This window comes from Nocardioides sp. NPDC058538 (genome assembly GCF_042719275.1).
Classification (GTDB): Bacteria; Actinomycetota; Actinomycetes; order Propionibacteriales; family Nocardioidaceae; genus Nocardioides.
In genome coordinates this window covers 128940-143024 of sequence record NZ_JBHXNY010000006.1, presented here as the reverse complement: position 1 = coordinate 143024, position 14085 = coordinate 128940, and the positions used below count along the sequence as shown (strand labels likewise).

Below are 14085 nucleotides of genomic sequence, written 5' to 3'. Positions count from 1 at the left end.
TGATCCCGGGCAACTATGTGGTGATCCCCTATGTCGGTGCGCGCGTAGAAGTGTAACTTCGGTCACATGACGGTCGATGTGGTCGCGTTCCTGGAGCTGCTGGCCGGGGATGCCGCGGAGGCCGACTTCGAGGGACCGTCGCAGGCCGCGCGAGCGGCGGGGGCGAGCGCCGAGGAGCAGGAGCGGATCGACTACGCCAAGAGGCTCGCGCTGCAGGTCAGGGCGACCCTGGAGGCGCGTCGTCGGCGCGAGGGTGAGCTGGGGGCGCTGTTCGAGTCGGCCAACGACCTGGCGATGCTGACCAACCTGGAAGCGGTGCTGCAGGCGATCGTCACCCGGGCGAGGCAGCTGCTGAACAGCGACGTCGCCTACCTGACCCTCAACGACGAGCGTCGCGGCGAGTACATGCGGGTGACCGAGGGGATCCTGACCGCGGCCTTCCGCTCGACCCGGATCCCCTACGGCATCGGGCTCGGCGGCCTGGTCGCCCAGACCATGAAGCCCTACTCGACCGCCGACTACATCCCGGACGAGCGGTTCCGGCACGCCCCGGACATCGACGGCGCGGTCAGCGGCGAGGGCATCCGCGCGATCATCGGCGTACCCCTCCTGCTCGGCACCCAGGTCATCGGCGTCCTCTTCGCCGCCAACCGCACCGTACGTCCCTTCGGAGCCGAGGCGAGCGCGCTGCTCGTCTCCCTGGCGGCCCACGCCGCGATCGCCGTGGACAAGGCCCGGCTGCTGGAGGAGACCCGCGCCGCGGTCGCCGAGCTCGAGGTGACCACCCGCAAGCTGCAGACGCGCAACGAGACGGTGGAGCGCGCCGCCGACGCCCATGACCGGCTCACCCGGATCGTCGTCGAGGGCGGCGGAGTCGACGATGTCGTACGCAGTGTCGCCGAGGTCCTCGGAGCCCGGGTTGTGCTACTGGACCTGAGCGGCGAGACCATCGCCAGCAGCGCCCCGGGCGAGCCCGTCTCCGACTACGAAGCGGCCGTGACCAGGCGCAGCCTCGACCTGAGCCGCACCGCCGGCAGCGGCGACATCTACGCCACCCCGGTCCTCGCCGGCGCCGAGCAGCTCGGCTCGATGCTGCTCGGCCCGCGCGAGGTCGACCGCGACGACGGGGATCTGGACGATGGCGACCAGCGGATCCTGGAGCGGGCGGCGCTGGTGACGGCGCTGCTGCTGCTCTTCCGCCGCAGCGTCGCCGAGGCCGAGGGACGCGTACGCGGCGAGCTCCTCGACGAGCTCCTCTCCGGCACCACTCCGGACCCCGAGACGCTGCGCGAACGCGGCCGGCTGCTGCAGGCGGATCTGTCCCGGCCCTATGCCGTGGTGGTGGCGAACGTCCCCGGCGACCGAGCCCGGGTCGGTCAGGCGGCCACGTTCGTCGCCGCCACCCACGACGGGTTCGCGGCCGTGCGGCAGGGGCAGGTCGTGCTGATCTTCCCCGACTGCGACGCCCGCGCCGCCGGCGAGCTGGTGGTCGAGGGGCTGCGGCTGTCCGCCGGTGCGCCGGTGACGGTCGGCGCCGCCGGCCCGGTGCCGGGACCGCTGAGCAGTCCCGACGCCGTGGTGAAGGGCTACGACGAGGCTCGCCGCTGCCTGGCGGCCGCGATGACCCTGGGGCGCGAGGGACAGGTGGTCACCGCCCAGGACCTCGGCTTCGTGGGGCTCCTGCTCGGCTCCGACGGCCACCCGGCGGCGTACGTCACCTCGCGGTTGGGTCCGGTGATCGACTACGACACCGCGAAGGGGTCGAAGCTGGTGGAGACGCTGCGGGCCTACTTCGCCGCCGACCGAAACCTCACCCGCACCGCCGGCGCGCTGCACGTGCACGTCAACACGGTCACCCAGCGCCTGGAGCGGGTCACCCGGCTGCTCGGCAAGGGCTGGCAGGAGCCGGAGCGCCAGCTCGAGGTGCAGCTGGCGCTCCGGCTCCATCAGCTGGTCGCCTAGAGCAGGCTCAGGAACGACGACGGGTCAGCCAGAGGTGGCGGGCGGTGCCCCAGATCCCGCGACGGAAGAGCAGCACCACGGTGACGAACACGGCGCCGGTGACGATCCCGATCCCGTCGAACCCGGACGAGGCCAGGTAGTCGGCGAGCATCACGATCAGCCCGGCGCCGATGACGCCGCCCCACAGGGTGCCTATCCCGCCGAGCACGGTCATCAGTACGACCTCGCCGGAGGTGGCCCAGTGCAGCTCGGGCAGCGCGACGAAGCCGTGCGAGACGGCGAAGACGCCGCCGGCCAGCCCGGAGAGCCCGGCCGAGAGCACGAAGACGATCAGCTTGTAGCGCTCGACGTCGTAGCCCAGCGCCCGGGCCCGCGGTGCGTTGTCGCGGATCGCGACCAGCACCCGTCCGAAGGGGGAGTGGACGATCCGCCAGGCGACCCACATCCCGAGCAGGATGATCGGCAGCGCCGCGTAGTAGAAGAAGAACGAGTCGGTCTCGACGGCCTCGATCCCGAAGAAGGAGCGCGGCACGCCCTGGAGCCCGTTCTCCCCTCCTGTGAGCGAGGAGGCCTGGTTGGCGATGAAGAAGAGCATCTGCGCGAAGGCGAGGGTGACCATCGCGAAGTAGATCCCGGACCGCTTCACCGACAGGTAGCCGATCGGCACCGCCAGGAGCATCGCGAAGAGCGCCCCGCCGAGGACCGCCACCGGGAACGGCACACCGAGATGGATCGCGATCAGCCCGGTGGCATAGGCGGATCCGCCCCAGAACGCGGCATGGCCGAACGAGAGCAGCCCGCAGTAGCCCAGCAGCAGGTCGAGGGCCACCGCGAAGAGCGCCCACGCGGCGATGTCCATCGCCACCGGCGGATAGACGAACCACGGCAGCGCGAGCGCCACCACCAGCCCGACGGCCAGCACGACCAGTCGCTGCCACGGGCGTGCGCCCGCGATCGCCGCATGCTGCTCGGTGACGCTCGCACCAGCCGTAGCGATGGACGTCATGCCGTCGCCTCCTCTCGGCCGAAGAGCCCGGCCGGCCGGGCCAGGACGACCACGGCCATCAGCACGAAGATGAGCACCTGCGAGAACGTCGGTGCGTACGCCTGCCCGAACGCCTCCACGAGCCCGACCAGGAAGCCGCCGACGACGGCGCCCACGATCGAGCCGAGCCCGCCGATCACCACGACCGCGAACAGGATGATGATGAAGTCGCTGCCCATCTCGGCGGTGATCGCACGGAACGGTGCCGCCAGCACCCCGGCCAGCCCGGCGAGCGCGACGCCGAAACCGAAGACCGGTGTCACCCAGCGCCCGACGTTGATCCCGAGCGCACCGGCGAGCTCGGGCCGCTCGGTCGCGGCGCGGACGATCATGCCCACCCGCGTACGTGTCATCAGCAGCCAGACGCCGAGGCAGACGAGCAGCGCGACACCGATCACGAAGAGCTGGTAGATCGGCAGCCCGACCCCGGCCAGCTCGACCCGTCCGTCGAGTGCGGCGGGGCGCTCGTAGGGCAGGCCGCTCACGCCGTAGCGGCGCTTGACCAGGTCGACCAGCAGCAGTGTCAGCCCGAAGGTGAGCAGCAGGTTGTAGAGCGGGTCGAGCGGCAGCAGCCACTGCACCAGCAGCCGCTCGACCAGCATCCCGAAGACCAGCATCAGCAGCGGCACCACGATCAGCGCCAGCCACAGGCTCATCCCGACGGTGTCCAGGAGCACCGCGGCGGCGACCGCTCCCAGCATGTAGAAGGCGCCGTGGGCGAAGTTGACCACGCCCAGCACCCCGAAGATGACTGCCAGCCCGAGCGCGGCCAGAGCGTAGAAGCTGCCGGCCGCGAGCCCTTGGACGGTGTACTGCAGAACCGCGTTCATACCAATCCCTCTAGACCTCGCCGCCTACAGCGAGCAGCCGGACTCGGCCGCCGGACGGAACGCCTCCTCGGCCGGGATGGTCTTGATGATCTCCTCGTAGTCCCAGTCCTCCTTGACGTCGGCCGGGCCCTTGACCCGAGCCAGGTAGACGTCGTGGATGACCCGGTGGTCCTCGGCGCGGATCTCACCGTTGCGCAGGAACATGTCCTCGACCTTCTTGCCCTCGAGCTCCTCGACGATCTTGTCGGCGTCGTCGGTGCCGGCCGCCTGGACCGCCTCGAGATACTGCGTCGCCGCCGAGTAGTTGCCCGCGTGGGCGTACGTCGGCCTGTCGCCGGTCTCCTCCATGAAGCGGTCGGCCCACTCGCGGGACTTCTCGTCGAGGTTCCAGTACCAGGCGTCGGTGAAGATCGTGCCCTCGAACGCCTCGACGCCGAGCGAGTGGATGTCGGAGATGAACATCAGTCCGACGGCCAGGTCGATGCCCTGGTCCTTGAGCCCGGACTCGTTGTACTGCTTGACCAGGTTGATCAGGTCGCCACCGGCGTGCATGGTGCCGATGACCTGCGGCTTCGCGGCTCCCGCCTTGGTGATGTACGTCGCGAAGTTGTCGTTCGGGAACGGCGTCGCGATCGTGCCCGCGACCTTGCCGCCGCCCTTCTCGATCGCGCCGGTGAACGACTTCACCATGTCCTGGCCGAAGGCGTAGTCGGGGTAGATCAGCTGCCAGTTCTTGTCGCCCTCCTCGGTCACGACGGTGCCGGTGCCGTTGGCCAGCATCCAGGTGTCGTAGGCGTAGTGGAAGGTGTACTTGTTGCACTGCGCGCCGGTGAGCTCGGTCGTCCCGGCGCCGATGTTCATGTAGAGCTTCTTCTTGTTCTTCGCCTGCGTAGCGACGGCCAGCGCCGCCGACGAGGTCGGCACGTCCAGGATCACGTCGGCGCCCTCGCGGTCGTAGAGCTCCTGGGCCTTGGTGTTGGCGATATCAGGCTCGTTCTGGTGATCGGCAGAGGTCACCTCGATGTCGTCGACGACGGCCTCGTCGCCGTACTTCTCCTGGTAGTCGTCGATCGCCATCTGGATCGCGATCTTCGAGTTGGGGCCGGAGACGTCCTTGTAGACACCGGAGGCGTCGTTGAGCAGGGCGAGAACCACCTTGTCGTCGGTGAAGTCGCCCCCGCTCGCGCTCGGCCCGCCGGCTCCGCAGCCTGCGGTGACCAGGACGCCTGCCATCAGTATCGAGGCGCCGGCGGCTGTGCGTCGCTTGTTCATCGTGTCTCTCCTCGTGGGGTAGGGCTGTGCTCGATCTCTGGGGACGTACGTCAGATCCCGAGGTGTTCGAGTAGCTCGTCCTGACGTTCGACGAACTCGTCGTTGTCGAGGCTCTCGACCAGGCGGCCTTGGGCGAGCAGGTAGTGGCGGTCGGCGACGGTGGCGGCGAAACGTACGTTCTGCTCGATCAGGAGCACGCCGATCCCGGACTGCTTCGCGGTCCGCACGATGTCGCCGATCTGGGCGACGATGACGGGGGCCAGCCCCTCGGAGGGCTCGTCGAGCAGGAGCAGGCGGGCACCGGTGCGGAGCACCCGGGCGACGGCGAGCATCTGCTGCTCACCGCCCGAGAGCGTCGTGCCACCCGCTCGCCGGCGGCTGCCGAGAGCCGGGAAGGCGTCGTAGACCTGCTCCAACGTCCACGCCGACTCGGAGACGCGAGGCGGAAGCAGGAGGTTCTCCTCCACGCTCAGGTTGGCGAAGATGCCGCGGTCGTCCTGCACCCAGCCGAGCCCCGCGCGCGCCCGCTTGTGCGCGGGCAGCGAGGTGATCTCTCGGCCGTCGAGCCGGATCGACCCGGTCAGGTGCTTGTGGAGGCCCATCAGGCAGCGTACGAGCGTGGTCTTGCCGGCGCCGTTGCGGCCGACGAGGGTGACGACCTCGCCCGCGCCGACGCTCAGGGTGGCCTCGCGCAGGGCCTGCGCCTCGCCGTACCACGCGCTCAGCTTCTCTACCTCAAGCACTGTGAGCCTCTCCGAGGTAGGCGGTGATGACGCGCGGGTCCGCGCGCACCTCGTCGTAGGGCCCCTCGGCGAGCACCGCGCCCTGCTGCAGGACGGTGACCCGGTCGGCGAGGTGGGCGACGACGTGCATGTTGTGGTCGACGAAGACCACGGTGCGCCCGATGGCGATGCGCCGGACGAGCTCGATGGTGCGGTCCACGTCCTCGATGCCCATCCCTGCCGTCGGCTCGTCGAGGAGCAGCAGCCGGGGCTCGACGGCGAGGACGAGGGCGAGCTCGAGCGCCCGCTTCTGTCCGTACGCCATCAGCCCGGTCGGCTTGTCGGCCAGCTCGGTCAGGCCGACCTCGGCCAGCAGCCGGTCGACCTCTTCGCGGCGGCGCCCGAGCAGCTTCTCCGAGCGCCAGAACTTCAGCCCCTGGTTGGTCAGCCCCTGGAGCGCGATCTCGACGTGCTCGCGTGGGGTGAGGTTCTCGAAGAGGCTGGTGATCTGGAAGGAGCGGGCCACCCCGTGGCGGGTGATCCGCTCCGGTGCCATCCCGGTGACATCGTCACCGAAGACCGTGATCCGTCCGCCGGTGGGCTTGAGGAACCCGGTCAGCAGGTTGAACAGGGTCGTCTTGCCGGCGCCGTTGGGGCCGACGAGCGCGTGTACGGTGCCCTCGGCGACCTCCAGGTCGACGGAGCTGACCGCGCGGAAGCCGCGGAAGTCCTTGGTGAGACCCTCGGTCCGTAGTGCGCACCTCGGCGCCGGTGTGGTGCTCGTCACAGGGGCGACGCTAGGGAAGTGGTGAGACGTACGCCATAGGGGTTCGGGACACACTGGACCCATCCGTTGTGTGGCTCGTCCCCATGCCGGCCTCTCGGTGCTCCACTCTCGGCTGGCCACATCGCGCGCACCGGAGTTGTGTGCGGCGGCCACATGGCGCAGGTCACACCGCGTCGCGATCCTGGAGCAATGGCCCCCACCCTCGTACGCAGATCCCTGACCGTCGGCTCCTCGCTCGCCCTCGCCGCCGCGGCCCTGGTCGCCGGTCAGACGCCCGCGTCTGCCGCCCCGTCCACGGCCGTCGCCTGCGAGTCGCTGGTCGGGCTGATGATCCCCGCCCACCGCATCGGCCTGCCGACCACCGGTGCCGAGGTCACCGCGACGACATCGATGCCGGCCTCCGGGACCGGCCCGACCGCGCTCCCGGCCTACTGCCGCGCCGACGTCGCGATCCACCCGGTCGACCCCGCCGCTCCGGACATCCGGATGGGCCTGGCGCTGCCGCAGGGGTGGAACGGGAAGTCGATGATGTTCGGTGGTGGCGGCTACAACGGCACCGTCCCCAACCTCGCTCAGAACGTGCCCTTCGGGCCGGTCGACCAGCGCACCCCGCTCGGACGCGGCTACGCCACCTACGCCAGCGACTCCGGCCATCAGGCCGACACCGGCCGCCACCCGATCGCCAGCCTGGACGGCTGGTTCGGCCAGAACGACGAGGCGGTGCGCAACTTCTCCGGTGACGCGCTCAAGAAGGTGCACGACACCGCCCGGTTCGTCATCGCGACGGCATTCGGACGCGGACCGGGCACGACCTACTTCGCCGGGGGCTCGACCGGCGGGCGCGAGGCCCTCGCGGTCGCGCAGCGCTGGCCGCGCGACTTCGACGGGGTGATCTCCGCCTACCCCGCCTGGAACGCCGCCACCCTCGACCTCTTCTTCGGCCGGATCACCCACGAGTTCGCCAAGCCCGGTGCGTTCCCGTCGAAGGCGCAGCAGGACCTCGTGGCGCAGCGGGTCCTGGCCGCCTGCGACGGCGGCGACGGGCTCGCGGACGGAGTGATCTCCGACGAGGCCGGCTGCGACTTCGACCCGGAGTCGCTGCTGTGCGGCGAGGGCGAGACGCCCGAGGACACCTGCCTCTCCCGCGAGCAGGTGGACGCGGTGGTGGTCGCCGACAGCAGCTGGCGGCTGCCCTACCGGGTGGCGAGCGGGGAGCGGGGCTACCCCGGGTTCCCGCTGCTGTCCGGGGCACGGATGTCGACGCCGGTCCTCGGCTTCGGCACCATCGCGCCGGCCGACCCGATGCCGGTGACCGCCGGCTACGGCATGCAGTTCTGGAACCAGTGGGCCAAGTACTTCGTCGCCCGCGACCCGCAGATCAGCCCCTTCGCGATCGACCCGGCCGCGCCGGGGAAGTGGCAGCGCCGGATCAGCGAGCTGACCGCGCTGCAGGACGTCAACGACGCCGACCTGCGCCCGTTCGCCCGCTCCGGCGGCAGGCTGATCATGGTCCACGGGGCCGCCGACGAGCTGGTCAGCCACCGCTCCACGATCGACTACTACCAGCGCGTCCAGCGGGTGATGGGCAAGCGGGCGACCGAGGGGTTCTCCCGGTTCTATCTGGTGTCCGGAGCCAACCACGCCAACTTCGCCCCGGTCGCCTTCTCCGCCTCGTACGACTCGCTCACGGCCCTGGAGAAGTGGGCCGAGCGGGGCGTCGCGCCGGGCGAGAACCAGGTGGTCGCCGACGGCAACGCCGGAGCCGCCCGGACGCGGCCGCTGTGCGAATGGCCGGCCTGGCCCGCGTACGTCGGCGGCCCCGCCTCGGAGGCGAGCAGCTTCCGGTGCGGCGGATAAAGGTTTGCCCCCCGACCTATCGAGTCCACCGATCGAGATGGTTTGCTATTCCTCATGTCTGTTTGGCGAACAAAGTCCATCGAGCAGTCCCTCGCCGATGCCGACCACCCTGATTTCAAGCTCAAACGGCGGCTCACCTCCGTCGACCTGACCGTCTTCGGGATCGGCGTCATCATCGGAGCGGGAATCTTCACGCTGACCGGTAGAGCCGCGGCCGAGTATGCAGGGCCGGGTGTGGTCTTCTCCTTCATCATCGCCGCGATCTGCTGTGGCCTGGCGGCGCTGTGCTACGCCGAGTTCGCCTCGACCGTGCCGGTCTCGGGGTCGGCGTACACCTTCTCCTACGCCACCCTCGGCGAGATGCTCGCCTGGATCATCGGCTGGGACCTGATCCTGGAGATGGTGCTCGGTGCCTCCGTCGTCGCGCAGGGCTGGAGCAGCTATCTGGTGACGTTCCTCGAGGAGATCGGCCTCGGCTGGCCCGAAGGCTATGGGCCGGATGCCAACGCCGACTTCGGTCAGCCCAACCTGGCCGCGCTGCTGCTCGTGATCGTCCTGGTCGGCCTGATCACGATCGGCATCAAGGAGTCGCTGCGGGTCAACCTCGCGCTCGTCGCCGTCAAGCTCTTCATCGTCCTGTTCGTCATCGTCGCCGGCATGTTCTACGTCTCCGGCTCCAACTACGACCCGTTCATCCCCGAACGCGCCGGTACCGTCAGCGGTGAGGGCATCCACCAGCCGTTGATCCAGTGGGCCTTCGGCCTGGAGCCGCAGACCTTCGGTGTCCTCGGGATCATCTCCGCCGCGTCGGTCGTCTTCTTCGCCTACATCGGCTTCGACGTGGTCGCCACGACCGCGGAGGAGGCCAAGAACCCCCAGCGTGACCTGCCCCGCGGCATCATCGGCTCGCTGGTGATCTGCACGATCCTCTACGTCGCCGTCGCCCTGGTCATCACCGGCATGGTGAAGTACGACCAGATCGATACCGAGGCCGCGCTCGCCACCGCGTTCCGCGACGTCGGCCGCGGCGGTTTCGCGACCCTGATCTCGGCGGGCGCCGTCGCCGGTCTGACCACCGTCGTGATGACCCTGATGATCGGCGCCATCCGGGTCGTCTTCGCGATGAGCCGCGACGGTCTGTTCCCGGTGAGGTTCGCCCACGTCAACCCGAAGACCGGCACCCCGGTCCGGATCACCCTCACCATCGGCATCTTCGTCGCGATCGTGGCCACCTTCACCCCGGTCGGCCAGCTCGAGGAGATGGTCAACATCGGCACCCTGACCGCGTTCGCGCTGGTCTCGATCGCCGTGCCGATCCTGCGCAAGCGCCGCCCGGACCTGCCGCGCTCCTTCAAGGTGCCGTTCAGCCCGGTGCTGCCGATCGTGGCCGCGCTGATCTGCATCTACCTGACCCTCAACCTGAGTGTCGAGACCTGGCTGCGGTTCCTGGTCTGGATGGCGATCGGCTTCGCCATCTACTTCCTCTACGGCTACCGCAACTCGCGGGTCGGCAAGGGTGGCGACGACAAGACTGTCGAGCCGCTGCACATGTGAGGCTCGTATGACGAGGAAGGGGCGCGGGGCCGATGGCCGCGCGCCCCTTCTCAGTTGCCGGCGTCGAGGAGGCGATCGCCCAGGTCGGAGCGGAGGTAGAGCACCGATCGGCCGTGGCGGGCCGAGGTCAGCAGTCCGGCTGCGCGCATCGCCCGCAGATGCTGGTTGACGGCCGTAGGGGTCACCCCGAGGCGTACGGCCAGCTCGGTCGAGGATGCCGGAGCCTCCAGCAGGGTGAGGAGCCCGGAGCGGGTCTCGCCGATGAGGTCGCGCAGCGCGTGCGGCGCCTGCGGCCGGTCGCTGGTCCACAGCGTGCCGAGACCGCGTGCCGGGTAGAACATGACCGGCGGCTCCTCGGGCGAGATCGGCGTCGACGGATTGCGGCTGAACAGCGTGGGCACCAGGGTGAGCCCGTCGCCCGCGGTCGTACGCCGGTAGTCGACCTTCGACGTGGTGAGCCGGATCGTGAGGAGATCGTCGGCAAGGGTGACCCGCGGCGAGATGCCGGCGAACATCGACGCCATGCCGGAGTGGACGATCGTCCGGCCGCGATGGACGATATCGGCCTCCAGCACCGCGCGCATCCGTTGCCAGTGGGGCTCGAAGCAGGCGTCCCAGTAGCCGCGGAGAGCGGTGAGGACGCGGCGTAGCACCTCCTGCGGGCGTCCGCTCAGGATCGGCGGCGGGCCGCTGTCGAAGTGGACCGCGTCGAGATCGGCACGTACGCGCTGCGGTGACGTCGCCGCCATCACCTCGAGCTCGTCCTCGAGCCGGGCGAGCGGGTTGCGCGGTCGCGGGTTGAGGAAGTCGGGTGTCCAGAGGCGCTCGTTGGTCAGCGCGAGCAGGGTCTCCCGATCCAGGTCCGCCGCGGCGACCGTGCGCAGCCAGGGCAGGTGGAGCGGGAACCGGCCGGGGTCGCGCAGCGCTCGCAACGAGAGGGTGAGCTCGTTGAGCGGTGAGATGGCGAACCGGACCTCGCTCAGGTCGGGGCCGGCCAGCTCGTACCTGATCATGAAGCAATACGCTACATCGTTAGCGCGCGCGGGTGCTGGGTGCGACAACTGGCCCATGATCCGCCTTCCCAGCGACCCGGTCGAGCGCCCGCTCGTCGGCGCGGTCGCCGCCCTCTCGCTCGCCCGCGGCATGTTCTTCGCGGTCAGCGCGCTCTACTTCACCCGCACGATCGGCCTCTCGGCGGTGACCGTCGGCATCGGCCTGACCCTCGCCGGGGGAGTCGGCGTCGTGGCGACGTACGCAGGCGGGCGGCTCAGCGACCGGTGGGGCGCCGACCGGGTGCAGCTGTGGGCGATGGCGAGCTACGGCATCGCCCTGCTCGCCTACGCCCTGGCGCGTGACGTCGCCGCGTTCGTGCTGGTCGCGACGTGGGTCTCGGCCTCGCGAGGCTTCCAGTCGAGCGCCCAGTCGACGCTGGTCGCGCGCTGGTTCGACGGCCCTGACCGGGTCGCCGTACGTGCCCGGCTGCGCGTGGTCATGAACGTGATGATCGGCGTCGGCACCCTGCTCGCCGCCCTGGCCCTGGCGGTCGACACCGGGGCCGCCTATCGCGCCACGATGGTGCTCGTCGGGGTGCTCACCTCGCTCGCGGCGGTGCCGCTCATCGGCCTCAGGCGCCGGGTCGCCGGCCTGGCCGCGTGCATGGACGCCGGCTCCGGGCCGACCATGGCCGCGGGACCCTCACCGCTGCGTGACCGCACCTATGTGACCGCGACCGTGCTCAGCGGGGTGATGGCGATCCACTTCGGGGTGACCTCGATCGGGGTGCCGCTGTGGGTTGCCGACCACACCGACGCGCCGACGGTCCTCGTCTCGCTCCTCCTGGTGGTGAACACCGTCTACGTCGCGCTCTTCCAGGTGCGGGCCTCGCGCGGCACCCACGACATCGCCACGGCGGGCCGGGCCGTGAGAGGCGCCGGGTTCCTGCTGCTCGCCGCCTGCCTGCTCTTCGCGGGGGCGGCCTATGCGGGCCCGGTGTTCGCCACGTGCCTGTTGCTGCTCGCCGCGCTGGCGTCCTCGGCGGCCGAGACGCGTGGCGAGGCGGGCAGCTGGGGACTGGCCTTCGAGCTCGCCGACCAGCAACGTGCCGGCGCCTACCAGGGCGTGAGCCAGATGGGCTACGCGCTGGCGCACATGCTCGCGCCCCTGGTGGTGACCGCCACCGCGATCGACCACGGCACCGGCGGCTGGATGGTGCTGGGCGGGCTCTTCGCCGCCACCGGCATCCTCACCGCGCTGCTCGCCCGGCACGCGGCCGCGGCACGCGCCGGGGATCAGCCTCAGCGCAGCGAGTACGTCGCCAGCGAGACGCCGGTGTAGTGCGCGACGAATGCCAGGATCGTGAAGGTGTGGAAGACCTCGTGGAAGCCGAACCAGCGAGGCCAGGGGTTGGGGCGCTTGAAGCCGTAGATGACGCCGCCGGCGGTGTAGAGGGCACCGCCGACACAGATCAGCGTGAAGGTGGCGATGCCGATGCCGAGGCCGAGCGCGACCGCGCCGGTGAAGAACGACGGGATGAAGAAGATCGCCGCCCAGCCGAGCGCGATGTAGTTGGGGACGTAGAGCCAGCGCGGGGCGTCGTTCCAGAAGACCCGGAACAGGACACCGAGGATCGCGCCGGTCCATACGACCGAGAGCAGCACGACCTGCGTGGCGCCGTCGAGGAGGAGCAGCGAGAACGGCGTGTAGGAGCCGGCGATCATCAGCATGATGTTCGCGTGGTCCCAGCGCTTCATGATCGTGAACCAGCGCTCGTTCCAGCGGCCGAGGGCGTTGACCCGGTGGTAGACGGCGGAGACGGTGAAGAGCAGCAGCGCGGCCATGGTGAACACTGCCGCGCCGACCCGCGGCGCCCCCGCCGGCGCCAGCACGATGAGGACGATGCCGGCCGCGAGCGTGAGCGGTGCGGTGGCCAGATGGATCCAGCCGCGCAGCTTCGGGAGGGCCTCGTGAACGCTCGAGGAGACCGAGTCGGTGATCGTGCCGACCTTGAGGCGCATCGCGTCTGTCATCTCACTCATAACGGCCAAGACTATCGGCTCGACCTGAAGACCTGGTGAACCCCGTCCCGCTGGGAGATGTGGGCACGGCGCCGATACCCTTCTGCACGTGGCAGACTGGAAGGAAGGCGTACGTCGGGTTCTCTACCCGGCCTACGAGGCGCGGATGCTCCGCAAGATCGATTCCTCCAAGCTGCCCAAGCACGTCGGGGTGATGCTCGACGGCAACCGTCGCTGGGCCAAGGAGGTCGGCCAGTCGACCGCCCACGGCCACCGGGCCGGCGCGGCCAACATCGAGCCGCTGCTCACCTGGTGCGACGAGATCGGCATCGAGGTGGTCACCCTGTGGCTGCTCTCCACCGACAACCTCAACCGCCCCGCCGACGAGCTGGCACCGCTCCTCGAGATCATCGCCGACGCGGTGGACTCGCTCGCGGACGTACGCCGCTGGCGGCTGCACCCGGTCGGCGCGCTCGACCTCCTGCCCGACTGGCTGTCCCAGCGTCTCAAGGCCGCCGAGGAGGCGACCCGGGACGTCGACGGGATGCTGGTCAACGTCGCGGTCGGCTACGGCGGCCGCCGCGAGATCGCCGATGCTGTACGCGCCCTGCTCAACGAGCACGCCACCCGCGGCACCTCGCTGGAGGAGCTCGCCCAGATCATCGACGTCGAGCACATCGCCGACCACCTCTACACCAAGGGCCAGCCCGACCCCGACCTGGTGATCCGTACGTCGGGGGAGCAGCGCCTGGGCGGATTCCTGCTCTGGCAGAGCGCGAAGTCGGAGTTCTACTTCTGCGAGGCCTACTGGCCCGACTTCCGCCGCACGGACTTCCTGCGGGCCCTGCGGGCCTACGCCCACCGCGAGCGTCGCCTCGGAAGGTGACCGCTGAACGGAACAGTTCGGTGGTGTCACCAGGAGTTCACAAAGAAAAATCGTTCGTGTTGCCACGGACCGTTGGTTCGGCGTCGTAGCGTTGTACCAACGGCGGGGAACAAATTCCCGTCGCACCTGGAGGCCCGTTACGTGAGTAGTCACGAA

12 protein-coding genes are annotated in these 14085 nt (G+C 69.9%); 5 read left to right on the top strand and 7 right to left on the bottom strand.

Going from position 1 to position 14085, the window contains the following annotated elements:
• The first annotated feature begins 66 nt into the window (after window positions 1-66).
• Window positions 67-1962 carry a helix-turn-helix domain-containing protein gene (locus ACFWQC_RS07925; RefSeq protein ID WP_378675503.1) on the top strand — a complete coding sequence of 632 codons (1896 nt, stop codon included), beginning with the start codon at window positions 67-69 and terminating at the stop codon, window positions 1960-1962.
• Between the two features lie 7 nt (window positions 1963-1969).
• Here ACFWQC_RS07925 and ACFWQC_RS07920 read toward each other — a convergent pair whose 3' ends face one another.
• Genes ACFWQC_RS07920 through ACFWQC_RS07900 form a run of 5 tightly spaced genes read right to left on the bottom strand, consistent with a single transcriptional unit; the run spans window position 1970 to window position 6618 of the window.
• Entirely contained in the window at window positions 1970-2968 is a 999-nt protein-coding gene (locus ACFWQC_RS07920) for a branched-chain amino acid ABC transporter permease (protein WP_378675500.1), read from the bottom strand.
• Complete coding sequence (locus ACFWQC_RS07915) at window positions 2965-3837, bottom strand: branched-chain amino acid ABC transporter permease (protein WP_355018197.1); 873 nt, start codon at window positions 3835-3837, stop codon at window positions 2965-2967. The genes ACFWQC_RS07920 and ACFWQC_RS07915 overlap by 4 nt, the downstream gene beginning before the upstream one ends.
• Before the next feature lie 24 nt (window positions 3838-3861).
• The gene (locus ACFWQC_RS07910) at window positions 3862-5109 is read right to left on the bottom strand and encodes an ABC transporter substrate-binding protein (RefSeq protein ID WP_378675496.1); all 1248 of its coding nucleotides are present in this window, start codon (window positions 5107-5109) and stop codon (window positions 3862-3864) included.
• Window positions 5110-5159: 50 nt separating this feature from the next.
• Window positions 5160-5852 carry an ABC transporter ATP-binding protein gene (locus ACFWQC_RS07905; protein ID WP_378675493.1) on the bottom strand — a complete coding sequence of 231 codons (693 nt, stop codon included), beginning with the start codon at window positions 5850-5852 and terminating at the stop codon, window positions 5160-5162.
• Entirely contained in the window at window positions 5845-6618 is a 774-nt protein-coding gene (locus ACFWQC_RS07900; protein WP_378675491.1) for an ABC transporter ATP-binding protein, read from the bottom strand. The genes ACFWQC_RS07905 and ACFWQC_RS07900 overlap by 8 nt, the downstream gene beginning before the upstream one ends.
• A gap of 189 nt (window positions 6619-6807) precedes the next feature.
• Between ACFWQC_RS07900 and ACFWQC_RS07895 the strand changes: the two genes are divergently transcribed.
• Both ACFWQC_RS07895 and ACFWQC_RS07890 read left to right on the top strand, forming a co-directional pair.
• Window positions 6808-8475 carry a tannase/feruloyl esterase family alpha/beta hydrolase gene (locus ACFWQC_RS07895; RefSeq protein ID WP_378675489.1) on the top strand — a complete coding sequence of 556 codons (1668 nt, stop codon included), beginning with the start codon at window positions 6808-6810 and terminating at the stop codon, window positions 8473-8475.
• Window positions 8476-8529: 54 nt separating this feature from the next.
• Window positions 8530-10029: an amino acid permease gene (locus ACFWQC_RS07890; protein WP_378675486.1), complete on the top strand. Its 1500-nt coding sequence runs from the start codon at window positions 8530-8532 to the stop codon at window positions 10027-10029.
• A 50-nt stretch (window positions 10030-10079) separates the two neighbouring features.
• On the opposite strand, the gene ACFWQC_RS07885 is transcribed toward ACFWQC_RS07890, so the two are convergent.
• On the bottom strand, window positions 10080-11042 hold the full coding sequence (locus ACFWQC_RS07885; RefSeq protein WP_378675483.1) for a DUF5937 family protein: 963 nt from the start codon (window positions 11040-11042) through the stop codon (window positions 10080-10082).
• Between the two features lie 55 nt (window positions 11043-11097).
• Here ACFWQC_RS07885 and ACFWQC_RS07880 point away from each other — a divergent pair, with 55 nt between their 5' ends.
• On the top strand, window positions 11098-12363 hold the full coding sequence (locus ACFWQC_RS07880; protein ID WP_378675480.1) for an MFS transporter: 1266 nt from the start codon (window positions 11098-11100) through the stop codon (window positions 12361-12363).
• Here the strand turns inward: ACFWQC_RS07880 and ACFWQC_RS07875 are convergent.
• Entirely contained in the window at window positions 12324-13064 is a 741-nt protein-coding gene (locus ACFWQC_RS07875) for a hemolysin III family protein (RefSeq protein WP_355018189.1), read from the bottom strand. The genes ACFWQC_RS07880 and ACFWQC_RS07875 overlap by 40 nt on opposite strands.
• Window positions 13065-13152: 88 nt before the next feature.
• On the opposite strand from ACFWQC_RS07875, the gene ACFWQC_RS07870 reads away from it, so the two are divergent.
• Window positions 13153-13929 carry an isoprenyl transferase gene (locus ACFWQC_RS07870; RefSeq protein WP_355018188.1) on the top strand — a complete coding sequence of 259 codons (777 nt, stop codon included), beginning with the start codon at window positions 13153-13155 and terminating at the stop codon, window positions 13927-13929.
• Window positions 13930-14085: the final 156 nt, after the last annotated feature.